The organism is Oceanicaulis sp., from assembly GCF_051859625.1.
Lineage (GTDB): Bacteria > Pseudomonadota > Alphaproteobacteria > Caulobacterales > Maricaulaceae > Oceanicaulis.
In genome coordinates, this window is sequence record NZ_JBHYFH010000001.1 from 503,135 (window position 1) to 527,624 (window position 24,490).

Consider the following 24,490-nt stretch of genomic DNA (forward strand, 5'->3'; position numbering starts at 1 on the left):
GCCGTATTGGCGGGGCGGCGAAGGCCTTAGTACCGGTAGGTGACCGAGGCGAACACGGTCCGCGGCGGCGCGTAATAGGCGATGGTGGATTCCCCGAAGGCAAGGCCAGAGAAATTGTTGCCATCGGGATGGTAGCGCTCGTCCGAGAGGTTGCGACCGTAAAGGCCCAGCTCCCAGCGGTCGGACGGCGCGGTCCAGACCGCGCTCAGATTGTAGAGCTCATAGGCGTCCTGATCGATCGCAGGCACCGGCGTTTCTGTGACCTGGGTGCTGTCACGGAAAGACACGTCCCCGCGCACCAGCAGCGAGCCATAGCTGGCCAGCTCGGTCTCATAGCTCAGTCCCACATGGCCGTTCCATTTCGGAGTGTTCTCGAAGGAACGCTGATCGGCCACGTCCACGATCACATAGCCGCCGGAACCATCGGGGGCGTAGACGTTGAACTCGTCAAACGAGGCATCGGTATAGCCCACACCGAAATCGAGCGTGAAATAGTCGTTCAACACGAACTGACCTTCGGCCTCGACGCCCTGAATGGTGGAGCTGCCGGCATTGTCCACAAAGCTCACCAGACCCACGCCGCTGGCGTTGGGCTGGGCGCTGGTGACCTGCTGGTCCTGATAGTCGGAATGGAAGACCGCGCCGGTGAATTGCAGGCGACCGTTCAGGAACACGCCCTTCAGGCCCAGTTCGAAGGAATCCACCGTTTCAGGCTCATACCCCTCGGCGGTCAACGGCGTGGCCGTGGCGTCGCCGCGCATGTCGAACCCACCCGACTTGAAGCCCCGGCTATAGGCCGCATAGACATTCGTGGTCGCATTCAGGGCATAGCTGACGCTGACGCGCGGGGTGAACTCTTCATAGGTGGCGTCGTTCTCGTAATCGGTGAGCACCTGGATCGGCACATTGGGCGTGCCGGTGATCGGACTGCCAAGGCCCAGATAGTTCGCCTTGAACACGGTTGCGGTCTTCTCGTCCCGCGTCCAGCGGCCGCCCAGCGACATGGCCCAGCGCTCGGTGATGTCAAAGCTGAAATCGCCGAAGATCGCGTAGGACCGCGTGTCCACATTGCCCGAAGTGCCCTGGGTCAGGTTCGGTGTCGGGGTGCCCGGAATCGCCAGCGCGCCAAGGCCTACGACGGAATCAAACGCGCCCGCTGCGGACGAATTCAGATAGTAAAGACCTGCAATGCCCTGCCAGCGATCGCGCTCGATGACGGCCTGCAGCTCCTGTGAGAACTGGTGGTCTTCATAGACATTTTCCGGCGAGCGGATGTCCACGATCGGCGCCGGGGTGCCGTCAAAATCCACGCCGCGGCTATGGGTGACGCCATCACGATAGGCGCTGATTGATTTCAGGGTCAGGGTATCATTGAGGATCCATTCCCCCGTCAGGGAGACGCCCTGGGTGATGACCTCATTACGGTCGCCGATCCCGGCCCAGGTGTCGTACTCATGCTCGGGCACGGCGAAGGCTTCAGGCGGCGGAGACACCCCGAACAGGGTCGCGGGCGGGAAGCCGAATGCGGCCGGAAGCGGAACTTCACGGTGGCCATGATTGGCGTTGCTGTCATCATCCACCCGGTCTGCAGACAGGCGGAAGAACAGCGACTCTGTCGGGGTGAACTCGATGGCGATGCGGCCCGCCATAACGTCCTTGTTGGCCTGATCCGCGCCCGTGTAGAGGTTCGTGCCAAAGCCGTCGCGACGGAACTGGCCGAGGGCGCCGCCCACATGGAGCATGTCGCCCACCGGAGTGGAGCCGGACACCAGCACATCAAGCTGATTGTAGGAGCCCACATTCACCCGCGCGGTCATTTCGGGCTCGGCGCCCATGCGCGCGGTGACGTATTTGACCGCGCCGCCAATGGTGTTGCGGCCATAGAGCGTACCCTGCGGGCCGCGCAGAACCTCGATGCGCTCCACATCGAGAATGTCCAGAACCGCGCCCTGCGGACGGGCGATATAGACGTCGTCCACATAAAGCCCGATGCCCGGCTCGAAGCCCCACAGCGGATCTTGTTGGCCAATGCCGCGGATGAAGGCGGTCAGCGTGGAATTGGTGCCGCTGGCCACCTGAAGGGTCAGGTTCGGCGTCAGCTGCTGCAGCCCGGTGATATCGGTGACGCCGCGCTCGCTCAGCTCGGCTCCGGTCTGCACGGTCAGCGAGACCGGCACATCGTTCAGCGTCTCTTCGCGGCGGCGCGCGGTGACGGTGATGGTGTCGACCTGACGACCCGCCCCGGCCTGAGTTTCGGTGTCTTGCGCCTGTGCGGCGGGAACAGGCATCGCGCCCAGCCCCAATGCCGCAAGAGCGGCGCCCGCAAGGATGGTCTTCCTGAACGTCCCTGCCCGTGAATACGCCATGACTGTCCTCCCATGATTGTTTTGTGTCGCCAAACATGCCTCAGGAAACGGTCAAGTCAATTTCTTTATCGTCCGTTCAATAAGTTTTTAGGAAAAGGCGGTCCTGACGGCTTTGGAAATCCCGGTCAGCTGCCTAGTATGGCCGGGTCAGCGCCCGTCGCGCTCAAGGGAGAATCAATGAGTTCCGCAGCCAAGACGAGTTCAGGCCGCAAACGGCGCACACAGGCCGACCGCCGCGAGGAATCCTCTGAACGCATCCTGGACGCTGCCGAGGCGCTGTTCGCCCGGAAGGGTTTTCATGGCGTGACGATGCGCGAGATCGCCGAGCTGTGCGACACCAAGACCTCGCTGCTGCACTATTATTTCGACCACAAGATGGGCCTCTACAACGCGGTGATCGCGCGCCGGGCGCCACTGATCAACGCAACCCGGCTCGAGACGCTGGACGCCTATGAGAAAGAGGCCGCAGGCCAGCTCACCGCCGAGGGCGTGGTGCGCGCCTATCTGGCGCCGACCTTCGGCTTCATGCTTGAGGATCATGAGGGTTATCGCAGCTATGGCGCGCTGATCGCCAGCATCAACGCCTCCAATGATCGCGAACTGATGGAAGGCCTCGACGCTCCGTTTGACCCGGTGGTGCAGAAACTGATCGAAATGCTCGCCCAGGTGCGTCCTGATTGCGACCGCACGGATCTCTATTGGTTCTACCACACCCTGTCGGGCGCGATCACGCTGTCGCTGGTGCAGAACGGCCGGATTGACGCGCTGTCCGGCGGCGCCTGCCGCTCCGATGACTTCAAGACGATTACCGACCGCATGACCGAAATCTATGGCGCCGGGTTGATGGCTCTGCCTGCGCGACAGGAAGAGTGAGGCTCACTCCCGCGCCTTCGGCAAGCTCAAGACATCACACCGAAAAGATTTTCACATACTTGATAATGAAACAGTCTCTCCAGTCGATAAGCTGGCGTTCTGACCAGCATGACACAACGGGAGACGCTTCATGGATTTCCAACTCAAGGGCCGCGTGGCGGCGATCACCGGCGCATCGAGCGGACTGGGACGCAGGTTCGCTTTGAAGCTGAGCGAAGAAGGCGCGGCTGTCGCCGTCATGGCGCGCCGGACGGATCGCCTGGAAGCGCTGGTTGAAGAGATCCGCGCCAAGGGCGGCAAGGCCATGACCTGCGCTCTGGATGTCTCGCAAACTGCTGATATCGGTCCGGCGCTGGATCAAGTGGAGGCCGAGCTGGGTCCGCTGTCCATCATGATCAACAATGCCGGCGTCGGGGGCGACGGCATGGCGCTGGAGATGAGCCAGGAGCACTTTGACAACACCTTCAACGTCAATGTGCGCGGCGTTTATTTCGGCGCGGCTGAGGCGGCCCGCCGCATGCTGAAAAACGGGCAGGCCGAAGCCGGGAACGCCCGCATCATCAATATCGCCTCGATCGCAGCCTTCACGCAGCTGCCGGCCCTGTCAGCGTATTGCGCCTCCAAGGCGGCGGTGGTGTCGATGACCAAGGCGCTGGCGCGCGAGTGGGCCAAGCGCCTGATCTCGGTGAACGCGATCTGCCCGGGCTATATCGAGACTGAAATCAACGCCGACTGGTTCGCCACCGAAGGCGGCCAACGGCAAATCCAGACATTTCCCCGCCGCCGCCTGATGGACGAGGACGGACTGGACGCTGCACTGCTGATGCTGGCCGGCGCGCCGGGCCGTCAGATCACCGGATCAGCCTTCACCCTGGATGACGGGCAATTGCTCTAACATGTCCTCGGCGCTGACGCCGGCCTGACGGCAGGCGTGCAAAGCGCGAAATCCGGCCGCCATGAAGCTGGACAGGCGCTTGCGGGCGGACGGCAGATCATCAGAACGGCACAGCCCGTCAGAGAGTTTGTCGATCCGCCCCGTCCGCGCCAGCGTCAGCATGAAAGCCCCGGTGACGAAGTGATAGCCCCAGTAGAGGTCTTCCTTGCTGCAAGCGGGCAAGGCGACAGCCAGAATATCGATCAGCTGCTGCACCACCGGGTCGAAATGCTTCTCCATGATCTCTGCGCCCCAATCGGGGGTGTTTGCGACCTGGGCGCCCAGGGCGAGCGCGTATTTCCATTCTTCAGGCTGTTCCTGATACAGATCAAAGTCAGACGACAGAAAGGCCGAGAGCGCGCCCTCCACTGTGGGGGCGCCCGCCGCCTCCGCCTCATAGAGCTTGAGCGCCTCCATGCGTCTTTGACATGACAGCGGCGCTCGCCGCGCGAACACCGCGTCAACCACCGCGTTCTTGTCGCCGAAATAATAGTGGATGAGCGTGTGATGCACGTCCGCCTCGGCGGCGATGTCCTTGAGCGAGACGCCGTGAAAGCCGCGTTCGGCGAACAGGCGCTCGGCGCAGTCGAGGATCTGCCGAATGGATTCGGCCCGGCGTTCCGCCTTCGTCATCCTCTCCTTGCCTGGTTTGGTTGCGCCCGTCACAGCCCCGCCTTTCATCTGATCGCGTCTTTCAATCCTGACCTGCGTCGACGCGATGGAACAAGAGCGATGAGCCGAACACGTCAGGCGTCAGGCGCGCAGAGCACTGGAGACGCCGTGCCCACATTCCAAGACCAGCCCAGACCTTGCGCCAATCGCGCCTGGTAGAGCGCATCATGCAGTTCAAACGCCCCGGGATTAAGGCCTTCCGCCACCTCCGCGCCGCCGTCAAAGCGCATATAGCTTCGGGTTTCGCCATAAGAAGGCCAGACCGGCGCGCCGTTGTGTTCACCAGTCCGCCTGACGCGCCTGGACCATATCGGCGACCGTGGACAGCAGGTGTCGGCGGGCCTCCTCGGTTCCGGCGGCTCCCAAATCAGCGAGTTCGTCCCAGAGCGTGTAAATCCGCTCGGTGTGAAAGGGGTCAGTCAGCATCGGTCCCTGATGTCGGCAAATGGCGGGCTATTGAGGTTTGCTCAATCGCCGTACCAGTAATACGCCACAGGAACGATCGTGAAATTATTCACAGCAACAGATGGTTACAGGAAGATCAATGCACAGCTGCGCGCCCCGACAAATGCCGCGTTCTCGTTTGGGGGCCAAGCCGGAACTTAAGAAGTTACGCTCACCCGCCAATGGTAGTAATTTGTACTGTACGGCTGATCGGGGAGACAGACTTTGACCCAGTGTCCAATGCAGATCGGAGGCGGTCTTGTCCTGGCCTTCCTCCTGAGCGCCTGCGCAACCACCTATGACCATCACAGCGATGACCCACAACTCACCGCCCTTCAGGCGATGTCCCAGACGGAGTGCGAAGAGACCGATGTCATTCGCGGCTGGAACGCTTGCTCTCGCCATGCCGCCGAGCAGGCTTACGAATACGCCCTGATGTCCTCCAACGCGTATGATGTGGACACTTTCGAGCTCGGCGAACGTTTTCAATACATCGAACACGAATACGAACAGGCCAACGGTTTTGGCTATGTCCTTTATGAGCGCCGCCTCAATGGCGAGACGACAGAGGTGATCATCGCTTTCCGGGGCACGGACTTCACCAGCGGGCCAGACTGGCTGCATGGCAATCTCCTGACAGGTCAGCGCCGCTCAGCTCTGGCCCTGTTTGACGACGTGTCGGATCGATACGACGTCACTCCATCGGTGACCGGCCACTCTCTGGGGGGCGCGCTGGCGACCCAGGTCTCCTTGTGCCGGGACGTGCATCTCAGCGTCGTGTTCGACAGCTCACCGCGTTTCAGCAAGGCCCTGTGCGAGGAGACCTATCTCAACCGCAACTTCTCCGTCGTCGAATTCGGCGAGATCAACTATATCCTGCGCCTGTTCGGTCGGGAGGCCGATCAGCTCTACACCTCGCTCAATTGCACCCGTGAAGGCGGCGCTGTCACCCAGCACAGCATGCACACGCTGGCCCGATGCCTGACCAGCATGGCCGCGCTCGACTCCGACCCCGCTCGCGCAATTGCGGACCGCAACGCCATTACAGCGCCAGACCACTGGCCTGCACCGCGATGAGACGCTCCGGAACATTTGATCGACCGGGCGCCGCGCGCTGGGCTGGATACGGGCACGTCAATCCAAACAATCCATCACAAAGCGCATTGTCTGCTTACCGGTCATGTTGCACCTGGGCCTTCAAGCCGTCCCGGAGATAGGCTTGAAATGACCCTGTCCCTGCCCCCCGGCGCGCGACTTCTGGACAGCCACCTCTCCAGACAGACAGCTGAAGCCTTGCTTGCGAAGGTGGATGGCCAGTCCTGGCGCTCTGACCTCAAACGGCGTGTCCAACACTATGGCTGGCGATATGATTATCGCGCCCGGACTGTGAGCCCTGATATGTGGCTCGGGCCACTGCCTGACTGGCTCGCGCCCCTCGCTCAGAGCATAGCTCAAGAAGCCGAGTTTGAGGCCGTCCCCGATCAGGTCATCATCAATGAATATGAGCCAGGGCAAGGCATTTCGGCCCATATCGATTGCGCCCCCTGCTTCGGCCCCGCCATCGCCTCCCTCAGCCTGACAGGCGGCGCGGAGATGATGTTTGAGAACACGCACACACATGATCACATCAGTCTGCGACTGGAACCGCGCTCGCTCCTGATCCTGTCTGGTGAAGCCCGCTATGACTGGACCCACGCCATCCCGGCGCGAAAGTCTGATGCGGTCAACGGCGATCGCATCCCGCGCACCCGCCGCGTGTCCCTGACTTTCCGGACGATGAAACTCATGGATAACAAATACGGGAAATGGTGGGCCCGGAGGGAGTAGAGAGGTGCGGAATTTCAAAGTGTTGCGAGGGCTAACCTTTATAATCCTCACGAAATAAATCAATGGGTTGGAGATGAAAAGGCTAACCAGGTTCGCCTTCCTGATTTGGAAGAGAAGCTTGATGGTGGACCGCTGGCATAAAGATACTGGCCAATTTCGTCCAATACGAAAAAGAGTACAATGACGGCCCGGCGCAGGGGGCGCCGAGCCGTCTGGCGACAGGATGTTAGCGCCGTCCTGTCACGTACAGATACGCCATCAAAGCTTCAGGTTCGTCGGTCTGGATCATCGTCACGCCATTCTCGACCAGACGCCCCCAAAGAGCCGCAGGATCATTCATGGCGTCTTCATCGATCAGTCCCGCTGCGTGATACCGGCTCAGCGTGTTGACCCAGATGCGCGCATCCATGGCGAGAACATCATCAGCACCCTCTTCCAGATATCCCCACTCATCGAAACGGACCGCTATCGCGAGCGGATCAAGGCTCTGATAAGAGAGTGAAACTTCGCTCATAACGCCCATTGGCGGACGCAAGTTCGCCATGAAACCCGCACAGCCAAACAATGGGCCTGCAATTTCAGCAACATCTTCTGCCGAGGACACGAGGGAGAACAAGGCCCGATCACAGGCATCGTTGGCGTGAAGGACACGGGCCGCTTCACGAGAGATTTCAGGGATGTCGCCTTTCATGTCCAAAACCAGGATCATGTCATCGCCTGCGGCGTCCAACATCTCCTGGAAAGTGGGGATGACATGCTCAGTGAGGTCCGGCGCCCCCCGACCATCACGATTGCGCAAGCGAATTTCAGCAACCTCGGCCAGTGTCAGGTCTTCGATCCGTCCCGAGCGTCCCGTCATACGCTCCAGACTGTCATCGTGAAAATTGACCAGCACACCGTCCGAGGTGAGCCGCAAATCCACTTCTACAATATCAATTTCGAACGCCTTGCAGCGCTCAATCGCTGCTACGGAGTTCTCTGGAACGGTCTGCCAGCAGCCGCGATGCGCTATCACCAGAACCTGATCATCAGATTCGCCCAGCTGGCTCGGGAGAGCAAAAGCGGAGGGAGCCGAGAGAGTGCAGGTCGCCAGACCAATCATGGCGCCCGCAAAAGCGAACATAGACTTCATTGTTATTCCCTTGAAAAAGGGTAAGCTGCTCGCCCGAAGGTCAGGCGAGCAGCTCACGCGCTTCATTACAGACCCGGCGTCCAGCTCAGCCCGAGCCAGAACACGCGGCCGCGTTCGACTTCAGCGGCAAGCAGTTCGCCGGCATCGGGGAAGTCCCGGGTGTAAGACACCCCTTCCTCAGTCAGGTTCTGAACTTCAGCGATCAGCTGAAGCTGGTCGTTAACCTCGTAACGCGCCTGCACGTCCCAGACACCGCGGCCCTGACGATGCATTTCATAGAGGTCGCCCTCATCGGCCAGAATGTTCGCCAGGAACTCGCCCACATGGTTGTAGGCGATCTTGGCGCCGTACGGGCCGTTCTCATAAGAGAGTTGGGCGTTGGCCAGAAACTCTGGCTGGTTCTCCCAGCCATCCAGATCACGCGCTACGCCTTCCGCATTGATGAAGGTGAACTCACTGCCGATCCAGGTCAGGTTCCCATCAAAGACGAACCCGCTCAGAAGACCGTCAAACATGTCCGCGAAGTCTTTGCGAACGCCCAGTTCAACGCCGTAGATCGTCGATCCAGTGGTGTTGATCGGCTGGGTGATGGTGGCCGAAAGCTGTTGGCCCTCATAGTCATAAGCGGGATCAAGCACGGTCTGGGTGTAGATCAGGCCATCCACATCTTTGTAGAAGCCCGCCAGAGACACCATGCTCTGACCGCCGTCAAAATAGTATTCCAACGACAGATCGAAGTTGTCAGACACCAGCGGCTCCAGATCCGGATTGCCCCGGCTGATGGAGATTGAGCCATTGCTCAGATCGGGTTCGCCGATCCGCTCTTGTGAGGCCATCTGGTTAAAGTTCGGACGACCGATCGTGCGACCATAAGCGGCCCGCAGGATCAGGTCCTCGGTCAGATCAAATGTGCCGATGACAGAGGGAAGCCAGAACGCGTAATCGTTTGACCGGTTTTCAGGCACATATTGTGCGGCGTCATTGGGAATGGCGTCCAAGGCGTCATTGCGTGCGTAAAGGCTGATGTCAGCCTGAGTATCGTCGTATCGCAGCCCAGCCTGAAGATTGAACCGGTCAGCACGATAAACCACCCGACCGTACAGGCCCCACATTTCTTCTTTGATTGTGTAATCATCGCTGATCGAGTTATCGCTTCGGTCACTGGTGATCGGACGTCCCTGCGCGATCCAGGCCTCATGCAGCGCATCGCCATCGATCAGGCGAAACTGCACGTCAGGGTCATAGGAGGGCAGGATCAGGTCTTCCACAAACTGATCTAACGTCACCAGGTCGCCATTGGCGTCAAAGACGTCGCCTTCGATGTATTCACGGTCAAATGACTGGTCGCGACCAGTGTATTGAGCGCCGACTTTCAGGCCAAAGCCCATATCGTCACGATCGACATTCCAACCATAGCTGCCGGCGAAATAGCTCAGCGTTTGCTCGATATCCTGCGTACGCTCACGAATATAATTGTTCGTGTAGGTAGACAGGTCATTGACCTGGTCCGGATTGACGAAATCCAACACGGGACGTCCACTTGTCAGGTCATAATGATAACCCGTCTCGGCATCATAGCCGGGACGAAACTTGTACATGTTGCGGATCACGTCCACATCCGCACGCGAGAAGGACGCAGTCAGGTTCAAGGCGGCGTCATTGTCAAAGCGGTGCTCAACCTGCCCCGTCACAACCGTGGTCAGGCTTTCTTCGGGCTGGTACACCATGCCGGTTTCAACCCGACCTTGGGTATAGTCGCCTTCAAGCAGAGTCTGATTGATGGGGCGAACGCCCTTATTAGCGAGCGCAAGGTGCTCGTGCCGGGCTTCCTGCTCATCCTGATAAAAGGCGCCGAAAAGAATAGACGCTTCGGTCCGGTCGCTGGGCTGATACTCGAACTTGGCGACGCCCGATGCACGCTCACGTGAATTATCAAAGAGATAGAGCTGGTTACGACGCGACGCCGGCATGCCATTTGACAGTGCGAACTCGTCCATGATTGCGTTGCTGGACGTATCTGCATCATAGAACAGATAGGTGTCGCTGGCGGCCCCGGGGCGATAATCCAAGCTGGCTTCGTGGAATTCTTCATATGATGCGCTCAGTACCAGACCAAACTGGTCCTGGGCGCCCAGAACGTTTGAGTAGACGCCGCCGACGCGCAGTGACGGCTTGTCACTTTCAAGCCCTTGGCCGGCAGTTGAATTCACACCGACTGACGCCCGCGCCGCCGCAAATGGACCATTGCGGTCAAATGCGCTCATGGTCACCAGGTTGAGCTGACCGGAAAGGCCGTGTGGGTTGAGGTCGGCGCTCAGGGTTTTCACCGCTTCAATCCGGCTGACGACCGTAGGCGGAATGATGCTGAGGTTCGCGGCGCGGTCATTCTCGCTCGTCGATGCAATCGGAGCACCGTCAAACGTGGTCAGATTGAAGTTCGGATCAAGGCCACGGATAATCACGCTTTCTTCGGCGTCCACAGACCGGTTGCCTACGGCCCCCGCCTGAGAAATCGTCGCCAGTCCCGGAATGCGTCGCGCGACATCTGCAATGGTCAAATCCGGTAGGAGCCCGATTTGATCCTGGCTGATGGCGTCCAGAATACCCGGCGCTTCGCGTTTGGCTTCAATGGACGCCTGGTTTGACTCCCGATACCCCGTCACAATGATGACATCCTCGGATGTCGTCGCATCGTTTCGCGGCGCTGCTGCTTCATCTTGCTGAGCGTAAGCCGGCGAGACCGCCGCCCCGAGCAAACCGGCTGCAAGTGCGGCGCATGACACACCGTAGAAGTGAATACGCATGAAGAACCCCCAAAAGCTTGTGAACTGTCCCGGCATCTCGCCGTTCCATGTCGCTGCGGGTGATATCCCCGATTAAATTACATGACGAATGATATTTTTGTGACGCGCATTTCTCAGTTCGTGTTATTGAGGGGGTCAACGGAGTAAATTCTATCCATGATAAAGTTGGGTGATCTCAATCTGACCGAGCGCGAACGTGCCGTCCTGACCCTTGTCAGACAGCATGGTCAACTCACGCGCGCACGGCTCATGAAACTGACAGGCCTCTCAGGCCCCGCCGTTTTCAGGGCGACCGAAAGCCTTTCGAAACAAGGGTTTTTGAAGATTGGCGGCCAGGTTGTCGAAGGACGCGGGCAACCAAGTCACCAGGTCATGCTCAACGCTGATTCCGCATTTGTCCTCGGTGTCAGCATCCTGACGGATACAGCCGAAATCGCATTGGTGGATCTGTGCGGCGCGGTGCGCGCCGTGGACGATATCGTCGAACCTCCGATCACTCGAGAGGTCGTTCATAAAGCAATTCATCGCTTTATTGAGACCCATCTGCCCGAAGGCTTGCACAATCAGGTCGCTGCGATCGGACTCACTGTACCTGGCTTCTTTATTGGCGAGGGAGACAAGCTCAATCCCGCGTCGGAGCTAGATGACTGGGCGTTGCTGGATCTTGAAGCTGAATTTCAAACTCGCTATGGCCTGCCCGTCTATGTGGAAAATAACGCCAATGCGGCGGCGGTCGGGGAACACCTTCTGGGTGTCGGCGGTCATGTCTCCAATTTCGCCTATGTCAGCATCGCCTCCGGTTTCGGCGGCGGCGTGATGCTGGAAGGACGCCTGTGGCGCGGCGCCCATGGCAATGCGGCGGAGTTTGCCGCCAGCCTCAAGGTCGCTGGCGTCACACCGCCCAGCCTTGAGACCTTGCGTTCAACCCTGCAGCGACACGGCGTCACTACGGAGAATGTCCGCGATTTAATTCAAAGGTTTGACCTGGATTGGCCCGGTGTGTCCGAGTGGATTCAGGAAACAGCGGCGCCCGCTCTTCACACCCTTGCGCTTCTGGTGCACTACACCATTGATGTCGAGGCGCTCGTCATAGGTGGCCGCTTGCCGCAATCGCTTCGGGAAATGCTCGCCGAGAAAGCAAAAATCAATTACGAGGAACGCGCAAAGCACGTCCGCCGCGACCGTCCACACCCTGTTCTCAGCATATTGCCGGCCGAGGTCGGCGAACGTGCTTACCTGATCGGGGCGGCGGCCATACCTCTGGCGGATTTGTTCTTCAGGCCGGTCAGCGTTCGCGCAGACGAGTGATGACAAGATGAGGACGCCATGGCGACTTCTTGCATGCGAGCCTCGACGACGGACGGCGCAATAGGCTTGATTGTCTACAGCGCGGCGCATTTCGGCAAAAGCCTGCTCTGGACAGCCTCCTCTCTCTTCTTTGCTTTTTTTCTGACAGAGATTGTCGGCCTGCCGCCCCTCCAGATGGGAATGGTCCTCTCCATCTCGCTGTTTTTCAATGCGAGTATGGACTTTCTCACAGGACGAACACTCCGACCTTATGTTCGCACCGCCCGGTCTGCAGCCCGGATTCAGCTGATCGGCGCAGCGCTCGCGGGGCTGGCCTTCTGCGCTTTCTCATTCACCCCCTATCTGGCCGAAAGCGTCCAGACCGCCTACGCCCTGATCAGCCTGCTGGCGTTTCGCATGGGATATTCCCTCTACGACGTTCCGCAGAACGCTTACATGGCGCTCGCAACGCACTCAGATTCCAGACGCGCCAATTTCGCCGCCGCCCGTTACATAGCGGCCGGGATTTCAAGCCTCTTGATTGCTGGCGTGCTAACCCCCCTTGTGCGCAACACGCCGACCGCCGACCAGGCTGGTCAATATCTGATGCTCTCGGCCTTACTGGTTCTGGTATCCACACTGTGCTCTCTGGGGCTTGGCCTGTGGTCGACTTTGAATACCCCTCCCCCCAAAGCAACCGTCACACCCGCCTCAGTAGAACAAGCGATTCAGCCAAAAGCCCTGTCCTCGATCTGGCGCGATCATGGCTTCACCCTGCTCTTGGCGGGCATTTTCTCGCTGTCGCTGACCGCGCCGTTTTTCGGCAAGCTCGAAGCCTATTTCTCCGCTTACGCACTCTCTTCAGACATGGGCGCTTCGGGCTTCATGGTCAGCGTCGCTCTGGGCCAGGTCTGCGCACAGCCGCTCTGGAGTTTCTGGGCCTCGCGCACATCACTGGAAACCGCCTTGCTGACCGCAGCCGGCACGCTATGCGCCGCGGGTGTGTATTTCCTGCTCATGTCTCATGCAGGCGCCTTTGGCGCGCTCAGCAGCGGCGCATTGTACGGCGTCGCCCTGGGCGGGGCGGCTATGGTGTTATGGAGTCTTCTGGCGAGAGTCGCGAGCGCTGACCCTGAGCAGACCACCACGCGATATGGCCTGTTCACCTTCGCGTCGAAATCAGCCCAGGGCGTCGCTCTGATCTGCCTGGGATGGGCGCTGGCCGAGTTTGATTATACCGACATGGCTGCAGCGCGGACGCTGACGCTGATCATGGCGGCCAGCCCCTTTGTCGCCGGACTGGCGCTTAGCCTCATCTGGAGCCTGATGCACAGGGCCCGCCTTCCAGTCGCACTGACATGACAAGCTAAGTACTATCGCGCTTCAAGCCCTGTCTTAAAAGAGAGAGAGGGAGGGCGCTGTGCGCCCTCCCTCTTCAACAGCAATCAACGACCGCAATAGGTCTCGATTGCATCGGCGGCTGTGGTCATGTTCTCGATCCAGTCTTCGCCATACTCACTGCGCGCGACAACCGGACGAACCACCATGTCCATCTGAGCCGCATAGGCATGGTTTTCGGAGAAATCAGCCTCGTCATAGATGTGAGGCTGGCCAAGCTCGTCAAACCAATAGGCCTCACACTGACCGGACGGCGTCAAATACGCCATATCCGGGCCATGCAAAATGCCGATGCGCGGAAGGCTGTCTTCATAGCGTTCGCCCAGATATCGAACGGTATGAGCCTTTTCTTCACGCTCCCAGCCAGCCCCGTTCTGAGGCACGTCCAGTGACAGAGCCACCAGCTGGCCTGTCGCCTGAAACGCCGAGATCAGTAGATCTGGATCCACAGTGACAGTCTGTCCGGCATGCGTATGGCGAACCTGGCATCCTGTTCCATTGTTGCAATGGTTCAAGCCGTCCCCATCAATATCCAGCGCAAACCAGTACCGATCCGCATGCGGCAGACTCTCGAGCAAAGATGAAACGATGTCCGCTGCCGTCACTTCCAGCGCACCGCCGAGAAGCGACTGATGCAGAAGAGACTCTGTCAGCTCGACATTAAATAGCACTTGCTCATAGGTACCGGTCGCATCCACAGCCATCGCCGCCGCATAGAGGCTCTCATAATCACCCACGTCCAGGATGAGCATGGGATAGGGGCCGTATCCAAACTGAGCATCGCGAACATCGCTCAGGACATTGATCAGACGCTGGTCGGACAAAGCTACATCCGAGACGTTCGGTCCGCCTTCTCCATAAGTCTTGAGACGATAAGACTCATGTTGATCATTGAACATGGGAGAGGATTTACGTTCATACGCGATGGATTGGAAACGCTCATGCTCGACCCAGTTCAGATCGGGCCAATCATGCGGAAAATCGCGGATCGGATCATAACCCCCATTTGAGCCGTCATTATCAGAAATACGATCCGTCGTGACATCAGACATCAGCATGGCGACGCCATCCAACGTCACACGCACGCGCAGCTCCACAGCATCGAGACCAGCACGCTCAGCCCCCTCGATCGCCAGAAAGCTGTTTTCAGGATGCGCTCTGTCAAAATCCCGTGACTGCGGGGCGGCGTTGTAAACACCCCGGTCAGCGATCCGGTTGTTCGCCAGACAATTGGCGCATCCGGTTTCAGCCTGTGCGGCGTCCACAAGCAGTTGCAAAACCGGATGAACCGGGACGGAAGCTTGAGCCTGAGGGGAAACCGCAAAGCACAAAGCAGAAATTACAAGTGTTTTGATCTTCATAGCGTGCCCCTATTATTCAGCGCAATACATAGACTGATGCTCATTACCCAGCGGGATAATATAGTTCCCAGTCTGATTTCGGGTAATGTCAGCAATGTTAAAGTCAGTTTCGGAAGCGAACTCATTTCTCATTGATGAATCCGCAGGATTGAAGGGCTCCCAATTATGAGACCCTTGTTGAAACAGCCTTTGTTCGCAACCAGTCTGCGATACAACCTCGAATGATCTGGACACTCCAAAAGTCGCCAATCTCATCCTGCGGCCAGTACCGTTTCCATTCAAATACCCCAAGCTCAGATCTGAATACAGTTGCTCTACATAGTCCCGCTTTTCTTCAGATTCTAGATGCCCGGTAGCCTCTTCAGGAGGGTTACTGGGCGTGCTCAAGCCAATACCTATCAAATTTCCCATGCGGGACGCTAGATAGTCATCAAAGTCAGCTATAAAATCCCTAGGGCGATGCGCCCGAGCATAACCTTCTATATTTAAATAACACTCAAATAATGAGCAATTTTTAATTTGTGAATCATTTATTTGTATAATATAATTTAAAGTATCGCTGTACGCTGGCATTTGACTAAAGAACCATTCAGCGGGACTACTAGTTACGGACTGCGATGGATTAACAGTCGTTACTCTGGCCGCAAATATTTTCAAAACCACCCAGTCTTGAAGATTATGCTGAACAACCAAGCGCGCTGCTGCTTGAGCTGTATGCATATCCTGAATATCAAGAATTATAAGTGGCATATAATGCCCAGATACATTTGGTATTGTATCTTCATTAACTGCTCGGCCTCCTGGATCATATATTTCATCATGAATGGTTGATAATACACTTTCGAGATCTATTGCACCCACCACTGTAAGACTCCTCCCGCTTCCACGAGGGGCGGCAACCATATCATGAGCTCGACGTGCCACCTCAAGATGGTGTGCACTGTAGTCTGGCATACACGACCTAAATATCCAAAATCCTGTACAAATACGAGAATAAGTACTCCGTATTTGTAGAGCAGTTAAGGTTCTTACATTCCTGCTGTCATCTAGAGGATACTCGCGCATTAAACGTCCGAGCGTTACATCATGCATGGCGAACGCCACATCATCCTGTGAAACCCTCACATCCACCTCAATCGCCGGGATGCCGCGGTCATAGGCCTCCCAAATGGCGCGCGGGCTGTTTTCAAGCAGCGGCGTCACACTCCCGTATGAGCCCATATCTGCGTGCCAATACCCCCGGTGGGCGACAAAATTTGTTCTCGCGTAGTTTGTCCTCTGGCCTTTATGGAACACTGGAACACAGGCCAGATTCGCGCAGCTTTGATCGTTCTCATTCGCCGTAATGATGGCGTCCAGAACGGGATTGATATGAGTGTCTTGAGCCAGCCCCATGGCCGGCGATGACGTCATCATCAGGACGGGAATCCCGATCCTGAGTAGGGATCTGATGATCATGTCCGATCTCCTTTTCCATAAACATTGTTCAGGCCGCCGAAGTTGGACTGACCCGAGCCGGGCGGCTGAACACCACGCTGTTTCTGTGCGCCCTACCGGCTCGAAGAAACGTATCAACGCTTCATATTAAAAATGCTACAGAATGCAATTTAATAAGAATATTGATATTCCGCTGACCGCTTGACATGGCTCGAACCGATATTCCGCTACGTTTCAGACAAGTAGAAGATTGATTTGTTGACGGTTTAGCTTGCCAGCTTCGAAACCCTGCCGCTCTGTGACGGCCTTGAAGAAGTTTGAGGCCATTCCCGATCAGGTCATCATCAAGGAATATCAGCCAGGGCAAGGCATATCGGCCCATATCGATTGCGCCCCTGCTTCGGCCCCGCCATCGCCTCACTCAGCCTGACAGAGGCTGCGCGGACATGGTGCTGCAAAATGCCCGCAGAGATGCACACATCAGCCTGCGACTGGAACCCGGTTCACTCCTGATCCTGTCTGGTGAAGCCCGCCATGACAGGACCCAAGCCATCCCGGCCCGAAAGTCCGATCTGATCAACGGCGCTCGCATACCGCGGACCCGCCGCGTGTCCCCGACCTTCCGGACAGTGAAGCCTATGGCGAACAAAACGTAAAAATGGTGGGCCCCAACGGTCCCCCCGCTGACCCCGTCAATGACAAGGCCAGTCCCGTTGATCGACCTGTTCACTTGCGCCTGCGCCGCCTATCCCAACCCGACCAAAGCGGTGGACGCCAGCAGCACGATAGACAAAGCGCGCAACGGGCGCTTGAGAGGATGCGGCTTCGCCTGAAGATCATTGGAAAGCGTCGGGGTCTGAACGTAGCGCGGCATGGGTCTCAGAGGTCAAGTCAGCGTGTTTCAAGGCGTCAGCCCCGTGACGGATCACAGGCCTGAATACCTTCATGGCATTGTATGAAGGCCAACGCTGACAAAACTTAAAACCTCAGTCGGCTCTGAAGCCTATGCGTGATGCGATATTGGGAGCAGACCCAGACCGCAAGCAGCGCCACCAGACAAGGAAGACCGCCGGAGAAGGCGATTATGACCCAGAGCACATGAGGCCCCTGCGGCTCGCCCGGCGTATAGGCCATACGCGACAAAGCTAGACCCAGAGCGCCCGTGGCCAGCGCGTTGCTCGCCTTCATCAGGAAGATGACCACGCCATAGCCAACGCCCTCATGGCGGGCGCCGCAGTGGTGTTCGACCCAGTCAAACACGTCCGGGATCATGCCCCAGATGATGGAATAGACGCCGGACAGGCCCGCGCCGCCCATAGCGGCGAACACGATATAGCTCGTCGGCCAGACCCGTGCGAACCCTGTCGCGAGCAGGAAGGCGCCCCCTGAGATCAGATAGGCCGTCTGAAGCAGTCTGGATTTTTCAAACCTGTGACCGGCGGCGATCCAGAGCGGCAAGCCCAGAAGCTGACCCAGGGTAATCGCGGCCAGCGCCGTCGCGCTCAGCGCTGGCGCTTCGATCACATAGACCGTGACATAGGCGAGCGTCTTGGCGAACAGGGGCGGCCCCAGACCACCCAGCACGCTCAAGATCAAGATGAGCTGGAACTGCCCGTTCGCGAACAGGTCGCGAATGCGCCCGGCCTGAGCCTGATGAGATTTGAGACGCACCGCCTCGCGGTCCTCTCGACGCACCATGGACCAGGCGAAGACCATCGTCAGCGTCGACAGAGCCGCGGCCAGCCAGGCGAAATGGCGCAACGCCCCCGCCGCGTCCGCTCCGCCCTGCCCCAGCACCGGCCCGAGCCAGACAGCGAAGAGCAAGGAGGCGATCGAGCTGAACAGGAACCGGTAGCCCGCAAGGCGCGCCCGCTGACGGCTTCGCTGAAAGGCCACAGACATCAGGGCGTTGTGCGGCAGGTCGATCAGTGAATAGGTCATGCGGAAGGCAAAGACCGCCATTGCAATCGCCATCACTGGCGCGCCGGGCGCGCTGGCGGACTGGATCATCCAGACATAGCAGGACGCCGCCAGCACGCTGCCTGGCAGGATGAAAACGCCATATTTGCCTAACCGCGAACGGAGGCGGTCCGCCAAGGCGCCAACCATCGGATCAACGGCCGCATCAAAGACAAGAGACACCAGCAGGATCAGACCGGCTGTGGCGGGGGCCACGCCCGCCAAGTCGGTCATGGCGAACAAGAGAATGATATCCGCCGAGCCCCAGAGCAGGTTCTTTCCGAAATTGCCTGTGGCGTACCCAAAGGCCTTCGCCTCGTTCCGCCAAGCTGACGCCTGCATGCTCGCCCCCCACGCTACGAAGCGTATGTAAGCGCCTGATATGACGGTTCGATGATATATTAAATTAAATTGATTGATTTAAACAAAACTGTCGCAAGCCGCTGATATCTCCCCGCCTGCGTCGATCAGGACCCGCGACGCTAGACCTTCTGGGGGATGGACCATGACCACTTCAAAAGCCTTCACCTGCGCCCTTCTGACGGGCGCCTCAATCCTCGCCTATTCGATGCCTGCGATCGCGCAAACCAGCGAAACGCCTGTTGAGGATGTCATCGTCGTGACCGGCGCACGCCTGCAGAACCAGCGCGCGGTCGAACAGAAGCGCGATGCCGATGTGATCGCCGACTTCATCACCGCTGACGATGTTGGCGCCTTGCCTGACTTTTCCGTCGCCGAAGCGCTGACCCGGATTGCGGGCGTGTCCACCGAAGACCGCAACGGGGATACCGAGTTTGTGGTGGTGCGCGGCCTGCGGTCGGACTTCAACTTCCTGTCGATTGACGGCGCGATCGTGCCTTCGACCCGGAATAATGGCCGCGCAACCCAGCTGTCGGTCATTCCATCTTATGTGATCGACGTCACCGGTGTTCAGAAGAGCTTCTCGGCGGACATGGACGGCAATGCGCTGGGCGGCAATATCGCCGTCCGCACCCGCAGCGCCTTCAACACGGACGGCGTCTATTTCGCGGTCCGCGGCGCCCTTGGAGGTTCGGACCATACCGATGCGCCGGGCGAGCATGATCTGGGCACACGCGGTGATTTCGCCTTCACCAGCACATTTGGCGATCAGGACCAGTTCGGTCTGGTGCTCTCAGGCAGCTATCTGAACGCTACGAACGACACCTGGCTGCCGGGCGTGTCCTGGAGTGAGTACGACTTCTTCAATAGTAATGGCTCGCGGGTGTCCAGCGCTCGGATCGAGGACGCTGAGCCTGGCACCATTCAGGTGCCTCATGGCGCGCAGACCTACCAGTACACAAACGAGATCGAACGCCAGGGCGTGTTCGGCAAGTTCGAGTACCAGCGTCCGGGCACCTTCTATGCGACGGTTTCAGGCTACTGGTTTGAAGAAACAGATACCGAGCAGCGTTGGGACAACATGCTCTATCGCAACCGGCGCAACAATCTGCCGGGCGAGCTGACGGCGTCGAGCGGCGTGGTCGCGGAAGGCCGTGTCCGCAGCCAGTATTTCCTGCAAGGCGACACCAACACCCTCTCCAGCCTGACCGGTCAGTTTGAATGGACGCCGAATGAGAACCACACGCTCTCCGGCCTGCTGACCCAGGCGCATGGCGAACGTGAAAACCCTTTCTACCAGATCAGGTTTGACACCAATACGGCGAACGAAACCGCGTTCGGCTTCTCCTATGACATTTCCGGCCAGTATCCGCGACTAACGCTGACCAACCCGGAAAACTATCTGGACGGGTCGCGCTACACGGCGGTCTTCTATCGTCCGCGTCTGGACATCAACGAGCAGGACGCTTTCCAGTTCAAGCTTGATTACGGCCTGAACGCCGAGAGCGACGATCTGGGCTGGGGTGTTCAGGTCGGTCTGAGTTATCGCACGGACGAGCGTTTCCAGGACCAACTCTTTGACCATGACTACCGGCCGGACACCGCCCGCACCAAGGCCTTCTCCATGGATCAGGCGCTGCTGGACTATACGCAGGAGTTCGATCCAAACCTCTTTACGAACGTCCCCCAGCGCTTCATCGACCATGACGCCTATCTGGGCTTCTTTGAAGAAACCCAGATGGAATGGGACGACCGCAAGGACCAGGATAATGAAGGCCTGTCCAGCGAGTTCACCGTGCAGGAAGACATCACCGCCCTCTATATGCAGGCGCGCTATGCTGGTGAGTCTTACGTCCTGCGTGCTGGCGTTCGGTATGAAGACACCCAGGTGGACTCCTCAGGCTATCGCTCCTTGCAATTCGTTCGAGAAACCGGTGGCTATGAGCAATTCCTGCCCTCCGCCAGCGCTGTCTATGACGTGACGGACACTCTGCGTCTGCGCGCCGCCTATAGCCGCACCCTGGGCCGGGGCGAGTATGACGATCTTTCGGTTCTGGGCTCGCAAAGCATCGACGACACCATGCAGACCATCTCGATCAGTTCGGGCAATCCGGACCTGAGACCGCGCCTGTCTGACAATTTCGATCTGTCAGTGGAGTATTACATGCCGAGCGTGGACGGCGTGATCTCCGTCGGCGCCTTCTCCAAGCTGATCGACAATGAGATCTTCACCCGCAGCACCCGCAACACGGTCATGGTGGGTGACGCCGAATACCTTGAAACGCGCCGCCAGCCTGACAACGCCAATAGCGCCGAATTGTCTGGCGTCGAGATCGGGGCCACGGTCAATTCCCTGGACTGGATCAGCCCCTATCTTGCCGATGTCGGCTTCACCGCCAACTACGCCCGCATTGACAGCAGCTTCGCCATAGAGATGAGCGATGGCGTCGAGCGCGAACTGTCCGGCCTGCTCTATCAACCCTCCAACATCGCCAATCTGGCGCTGTTCTGGGCGCCGGGCGATTTCGAATTCCGGGCCGCCTGGAAATACCGCGACGATTATCTGATCTCGGTCAGCTCATCTTCGCCGACCTTTGACGAGCACATTGGCGCACAAACCTGGATCGATCTGCGGGCGCGGTACAATTTCGACAACGGACTCAAGCTGTTTGCTGAAGCCCGCAATGTCGGCGATGGCGCCCAGGATCGCCAACTCTCTTATGGACGCACGGCCTGGACTCGCGATTACGGCCGCTCCGCCTGGGTGGGCCTGATCTACAAATACTAGGACCTGCCCCCACCGGCCGGAACTCCCCCTGAGTATCCGGCCGGACCTTCTTTCCCATCCGATTTCCCGATAAGGAGTTTGTCATGAAATGGATCCCTGTTCTGTGCGCGATGGCCGCCATCACTCCCGGCGCTGTGGCTCAATCGTGCCCGTCCTCGCTGTCTGAGGCGTTCCGCGCGCCGGAGCTTGAGCGTCCGATGATCGTCGCTCACCGCGCCTGCCATGATGAAGCGCCGGAAAACACGGCCATGGCCGTCCGCGATTGCATCCGGATTGGCGTTGAAGCCATCGAGATTGATGTGCGGCTGACCGCAGATGACCAGCTGATCGTCTTTCACGACTCCACGCTGGGGCGGATGACCGATGGCTATGGCTATACGTTCGAACACTCGCTTGAAGAGATCCGCAGCCACCGCCTGCGCGAAGGCAGCGGCGAGCCGGGCGCCGCGCTGACCGGCCTGCCGGTCTCCACACTGGCGGAAGTCCTCGCTGCGGCGGGCGACGACCTCCTGATCAATCTGGAGATCAAGACGGACTCCCTGCACGGCTTCACCGATGTGTTCAACGCCGCCGTCGCCGCCGTGCGTGAGGCCGGGGCGCTGAACACCGTGTTCTTCAAGATTCCCGACAATATTGTCGGCCGGGACCGCCGGTCAGGCTCTGAGCCGATGATCTCCCGCCTCGACCTGACCGATGTGCAGATGCACATGCCAATCATCTGGTATTCTGATCGACCGTTCAGCCAGCGCCTGGACGAGTTTGACGCCTACCAACCTGTGGGTTTTGAAGTGGTGATTGATGATCCGCAGAACTGGATTGAAGGCCGCACGGACGAGCGTCTCGCCGGCAAACGGATCATGATGGTCGCCGTGCAACCACGCTGGAGCGGCGGATATTCGGATACGGTCTCCATGGTTGACCCCGCCGAAGGCTGGGGCCGCCTGATCGATCTGGGCGCTGACGTGATCATGACCGGACGCCCCTTGCGTCTTCAGAGCTATCTTGATGCGCGGTTCGGCCCCAAGACCTGCATGCCCGGACACAGCGATGAGTGAAACGCCGTTTGATCTGACCCCGTCCCAGAAACGGGTTCTGGAGCAGATCTGGCATTTCGGCCCGATCGCCCGCCGGGACATAGCAGACCGGGTGCAGATGACGCCTGCGGCGGTGACCGGGCTGGCGCGTGAGCTGGCGGCGAGAAATCTCGTCACGGAAACGGTGGAGCGCAGCGGCGCGCGGGGACAACCCGCGCGCCCCTTGTCCATCAATCGTCGTGGCGCCTTTTCGATCGGGGTGAATTTCTCTCACTCCTTTGTCGAGGCAGGCGCGGTGGACCTCAAGGGAGAGATGCTCGCCCACCAGACCGTCAGGCTGTCCCGGTCCGATCCCGACCCGGCTGAGATTTCCGCCCGTGTCAAAGCCCTGATCCCGGGGCTCTTGAAAGAAGCGGGCGCCCCCATTGAGCGCTGTCTGGGCGTTGGCTTCACCCTGCCCGGCGACTTCCTGCCCGATGGCGTCCGGCTGAAAGCCCACCCTTACTTTCCTCGCTTCACGGATGTGGACATCCGCGAGGCGCTAGCGGGCGATATCGAGCTCGAATGCTTTTTCGAGAATGACGCCCTGACGGCCGCCATCGGTGAGCAGCTGCTAGGCTATGGAAGGTCAGTGCAATCACTCATGCTGATCCATATCGGTCATGGCGTCGGCGGGGGACTGATGCACAAGGGGGAAGCCTTTCGCGGCGCGCATGGCAATGCAGCGCTCGTCGGCGTGCTCTATCCCGATGACCAGCCCCGGCCTTCCGGCATGGACCTGTTTGAGCGCCTGAAAGCGGCGGGACATGACGCACGGATCGACTTTCCCGATCTTGAAGCCCTGTATCAGGCCAACGACCCCACGCTACTGAGCTGGATCGACCGGGCGGGAGCCCAGCTGGAAACCGCCATCTATGTCGCCACCCGCCTGTTTGACCCCTCCGTCGTCGTTATTGGCGGACGCTTGCCGGGGAGCCTTTCAAAAGCGGTCTGTGACCAGGTGGATCTCAGCCGCGCCTTTGGCGGCGGGGAGGGATTTGCGCGCACCCAAGAACTCCCCGCGCCCATCCTGACCGCGTCCCAGCATGGCTCCCGCGCGGGCGTGATCGGCGCGGCAAGCCTGGCGGTGAAGTCCCGCCTTCTGACAACCGATGACCGGCGTTGAGGCAGGAACTGTGCCCTCAAGCAAACACTGACGAGCCAGAAGGATGTCAAGTAAGCCACTAATTTTCATTGACTTATTTGACATCACACAACCGGCTCAAGCATAATCGGATGCGCTATTTCCACACAGGCTCTCACAGCCTATGGCGCTCATTAGGCAGACGCCGGCGCCCCTAGCCCGTCAACAGTTCCCAGCCCGGCTGAGCTCAGGCCTCAGATTGAGAGCGGCAGAGCACTCCGTCAGACCCGACGCGTCTGACGAAGACCGGGTCGCGCTGCCTCCGGCGCGTCCCCTGGCGCCGAAGGGTAAGCGGATTTCAAGGCGCCCTGTCCGGGCTACAAAATCGCCCACGCCCAATCCGTCGAAACCCGCCTCAACCCGCACCCAGACTCCCCACGGCGTCAGCGCGGCGAGGCCGACGCTGGCGTCCGCACGCAGATCATTGCTTTCCGCGGCACGGACCTGACCAGCATGGCGGCGCTCAACTCCGAAGCTGCCCGTGAGATTGCCGACATCAACGCCATCACCGCGCCCGATCACTGGCCTCCATCGCGATAAGGGGCCTAGCAAAGTGACAGTGTGGTCTGGCTTGTCTTGCCGATCCGCGCCATATTGATCGCTTGCTTGGCGCTAGGTAACGCGAGTTCAG

The 24,490-nt window shown here is 59.0% G+C and carries 18 protein-coding genes; 9 read left to right on the forward strand and 9 right to left on the reverse strand.

Going from position 1 to position 24,490, the window contains the following annotated elements; genetic code table 11:
• Positions 1–26 precede the first annotated feature (26 nt).
• Positions 27–2,366 carry a TonB-dependent receptor gene (locus ACTIGF_RS02405; protein WP_439635349.1) on the reverse strand — a complete coding sequence of 780 codons (2,340 nt, stop codon included), beginning with the start codon at positions 2,364–2,366 and terminating at the stop codon, positions 27–29.
• A gap of 177 nt (positions 2,367–2,543) precedes the next feature.
• On the opposite strand from ACTIGF_RS02405, the gene ACTIGF_RS02410 reads away from it, so the two are divergent.
• Positions 2,544–3,239, forward strand: a complete 696-nt coding sequence (locus ACTIGF_RS02410; RefSeq protein WP_439635350.1) for a TetR/AcrR family transcriptional regulator — start codon at positions 2,544–2,546, stop codon at positions 3,237–3,239.
• Positions 3,240–3,369: 130 nt separating this feature from the next.
• Positions 3,370–4,134, forward strand: a complete 765-nt coding sequence (locus tag ACTIGF_RS02415) for an SDR family NAD(P)-dependent oxidoreductase (RefSeq protein ID WP_439635351.1) — start codon at positions 3,370–3,372, stop codon at positions 4,132–4,134.
• Here the strand turns inward: ACTIGF_RS02415 and ACTIGF_RS02420 are convergent.
• The 3 genes from ACTIGF_RS02420 to ACTIGF_RS02430 form a co-directional block, all read right to left on the reverse strand.
• Positions 4,099–4,806: a TetR/AcrR family transcriptional regulator gene (locus ACTIGF_RS02420; protein ID WP_439635352.1), complete on the reverse strand. Its 708-nt coding sequence runs from the start codon at positions 4,804–4,806 to the stop codon at positions 4,099–4,101. The two genes, ACTIGF_RS02415 and ACTIGF_RS02420, sit on opposite strands and share 36 nt — an antisense overlap.
• A gap of 113 nt (positions 4,807–4,919) precedes the next feature.
• Positions 4,920–5,075 carry a hypothetical protein gene (locus ACTIGF_RS02425; RefSeq protein WP_439635353.1) on the reverse strand — a complete coding sequence of 52 codons (156 nt, stop codon included), beginning with the start codon at positions 5,073–5,075 and terminating at the stop codon, positions 4,920–4,922.
• A 49-nt stretch (positions 5,076–5,124) separates the two neighbouring features.
• Positions 5,125–5,271 carry a hypothetical protein gene (locus ACTIGF_RS02430; RefSeq protein ID WP_439635354.1) on the reverse strand — a complete coding sequence of 49 codons (147 nt, stop codon included), beginning with the start codon at positions 5,269–5,271 and terminating at the stop codon, positions 5,125–5,127.
• Between the two features lie 243 nt (positions 5,272–5,514).
• Here ACTIGF_RS02430 and ACTIGF_RS02435 point away from each other — a divergent pair, with 243 nt between their 5' ends.
• Positions 5,515–6,366, forward strand: coding sequence for a hypothetical protein (locus tag ACTIGF_RS02435; RefSeq protein ID WP_439635355.1), 852 nt, complete (start codon positions 5,515–5,517; stop codon positions 6,364–6,366).
• Positions 6,367–6,513: 147 nt separating this feature from the next.
• Positions 6,514–7,116 (forward strand): alpha-ketoglutarate-dependent dioxygenase AlkB, encoded by a 603-nt coding sequence (locus ACTIGF_RS02440; RefSeq protein ID WP_439635356.1) that lies wholly within the window; start codon positions 6,514–6,516, stop codon positions 7,114–7,116.
• 226 nt (positions 7,117–7,342) lie between these two features.
• On the opposite strand, the gene ACTIGF_RS02445 is transcribed toward ACTIGF_RS02440, so the two are convergent.
• On the reverse strand, positions 7,343–8,314 hold the full coding sequence (locus ACTIGF_RS02445) for a glycerophosphodiester phosphodiesterase family protein (RefSeq protein WP_439635357.1): 972 nt from the start codon (positions 8,312–8,314) through the stop codon (positions 7,343–7,345).
• Entirely contained in the window at positions 8,314–11,052 is a 2,739-nt protein-coding gene (locus ACTIGF_RS02450; protein ID WP_439635358.1) for a TonB-dependent receptor, read from the reverse strand. The genes ACTIGF_RS02445 and ACTIGF_RS02450 overlap by 1 nt, the downstream gene beginning before the upstream one ends.
• Before the next feature lie 156 nt (positions 11,053–11,208).
• On the opposite strand from ACTIGF_RS02450, the gene ACTIGF_RS02455 reads away from it, so the two are divergent.
• Together ACTIGF_RS02455 and ACTIGF_RS02460 are read left to right on the forward strand one after the other, a co-directional pair.
• Entirely contained in the window at positions 11,209–12,360 is a 1,152-nt protein-coding gene (locus ACTIGF_RS02455; protein WP_439635359.1) for an ROK family protein, read from the forward strand.
• 18 nt (positions 12,361–12,378) lie between these two features.
• Complete coding sequence (locus ACTIGF_RS02460) at positions 12,379–13,701, forward strand: MFS transporter (protein WP_439635360.1); 1,323 nt, start codon at positions 12,379–12,381, stop codon at positions 13,699–13,701.
• Between the two features lie 83 nt (positions 13,702–13,784).
• Here the strand turns inward: ACTIGF_RS02460 and ACTIGF_RS02465 are convergent, their stop codons facing one another.
• From ACTIGF_RS02465 to ACTIGF_RS02475, 3 genes are all read right to left on the reverse strand, one after another.
• Positions 13,785–15,098 (reverse strand): glycerophosphodiester phosphodiesterase family protein, encoded by a 1,314-nt coding sequence (locus ACTIGF_RS02465; protein ID WP_439635361.1) that lies wholly within the window; start codon positions 15,096–15,098, stop codon positions 13,785–13,787.
• A 12-nt stretch (positions 15,099–15,110) separates the two neighbouring features.
• A complete protein-coding gene (locus ACTIGF_RS02470) occupies positions 15,111–16,556 on the reverse strand; it encodes a glycerophosphodiester phosphodiesterase (RefSeq protein ID WP_439635362.1) in 1,446 nt (481 codons plus the stop codon).
• Between the two features lie 957 nt (positions 16,557–17,513).
• Positions 17,514–18,836: an MFS transporter gene (locus ACTIGF_RS02475; protein WP_439635363.1), complete on the reverse strand. Its 1,323-nt coding sequence runs from the start codon at positions 18,834–18,836 to the stop codon at positions 17,514–17,516.
• 163 nt (positions 18,837–18,999) lie between these two features.
• Here ACTIGF_RS02475 and ACTIGF_RS02480 point away from each other — a divergent pair, with 163 nt between their 5' ends.
• The 3 genes from ACTIGF_RS02480 to ACTIGF_RS02490 all read left to right on the forward strand — a co-directional run bounded on the left by ACTIGF_RS02480 (position 19,000) and on the right by ACTIGF_RS02490 (position 23,841).
• Entirely contained in the window at positions 19,000–21,642 is a 2,643-nt protein-coding gene (locus ACTIGF_RS02480; RefSeq protein WP_439635364.1) for a TonB-dependent receptor, read from the forward strand.
• Positions 21,643–21,725: 83 nt separating this feature from the next.
• Positions 21,726–22,697 carry a glycerophosphodiester phosphodiesterase family protein gene (locus ACTIGF_RS02485; protein WP_439635365.1) on the forward strand — a complete coding sequence of 324 codons (972 nt, stop codon included), beginning with the start codon at positions 21,726–21,728 and terminating at the stop codon, positions 22,695–22,697.
• The gene (locus ACTIGF_RS02490; RefSeq protein WP_439635366.1) at positions 22,690–23,841 is read left to right on the forward strand and encodes an ROK family transcriptional regulator; all 1,152 of its coding nucleotides are present in this window, start codon (positions 22,690–22,692) and stop codon (positions 23,839–23,841) included. Before ACTIGF_RS02485 ends, ACTIGF_RS02490 begins: the two co-directional genes overlap by 8 nt.
• Positions 23,842–24,490 lie beyond the last annotated feature (649 nt).

Coding starts and splice junctions, on each gene's coding strand:
- ACTIGF_RS02405 (WP_439635349.1), bottom strand. CDS start 2,366: ATGGCGTATTCACGGGCAGGGACGTTCAGGAAGACCATCCTTGCGGGC.
- ACTIGF_RS02410 (WP_439635350.1), top strand. CDS start 2,544: ATGAGTTCCGCAGCCAAGACGAGTTCAGGCCGCAAACGGCGCACACAG.
- ACTIGF_RS02415 (WP_439635351.1), top strand. CDS start 3,370: ATGGATTTCCAACTCAAGGGCCGCGTGGCGGCGATCACCGGCGCATCG.
- ACTIGF_RS02420 (WP_439635352.1), bottom strand. CDS start 4,806: ATGACGAAGGCGGAACGCCGGGCCGAATCCATTCGGCAGATCCTCGAC.
- ACTIGF_RS02425 (WP_439635353.1), bottom strand. CDS start 5,075: ATGCGCTTTGACGGCGGCGCGGAGGTGGCGGAAGGCCTTAATCCCGGG.
- ACTIGF_RS02430 (WP_439635354.1), bottom strand. CDS start 5,271: ATGCTGACTGACCCCTTTCACACCGAGCGGATTTACACGCTCTGGGAC.
- ACTIGF_RS02440 (WP_439635356.1), top strand. CDS start 6,514: ATGACCCTGTCCCTGCCCCCCGGCGCGCGACTTCTGGACAGCCACCTC.
- ACTIGF_RS02445 (WP_439635357.1), bottom strand. CDS start 8,314: ATGAAGCGCGTGAGCTGCTCGCCTGACCTTCGGGCGAGCAGCTTACCC.
- ACTIGF_RS02450 (WP_439635358.1), bottom strand. CDS start 11,052: ATGCGTATTCACTTCTACGGTGTGTCATGCGCCGCACTTGCAGCCGGT.
- ACTIGF_RS02455 (WP_439635359.1), top strand. CDS start 11,209: ATGATAAAGTTGGGTGATCTCAATCTGACCGAGCGCGAACGTGCCGTC.
- ACTIGF_RS02460 (WP_439635360.1), top strand. CDS start 12,379: ATGGCGACTTCTTGCATGCGAGCCTCGACGACGGACGGCGCAATAGGC.
- ACTIGF_RS02465 (WP_439635361.1), bottom strand. CDS start 15,098: ATGAAGATCAAAACACTTGTAATTTCTGCTTTGTGCTTTGCGGTTTCC.
- ACTIGF_RS02470 (WP_439635362.1), bottom strand. CDS start 16,556: ATGATCATCAGATCCCTACTCAGGATCGGGATTCCCGTCCTGATGATG.
- ACTIGF_RS02475 (WP_439635363.1), bottom strand. CDS start 18,836: ATGCAGGCGTCAGCTTGGCGGAACGAGGCGAAGGCCTTTGGGTACGCC.
- ACTIGF_RS02480 (WP_439635364.1), top strand. CDS start 19,000: ATGACCACTTCAAAAGCCTTCACCTGCGCCCTTCTGACGGGCGCCTCA.
- ACTIGF_RS02485 (WP_439635365.1), top strand. CDS start 21,726: ATGAAATGGATCCCTGTTCTGTGCGCGATGGCCGCCATCACTCCCGGC.
- ACTIGF_RS02490 (WP_439635366.1), top strand. CDS start 22,690: ATGAGTGAAACGCCGTTTGATCTGACCCCGTCCCAGAAACGGGTTCTG.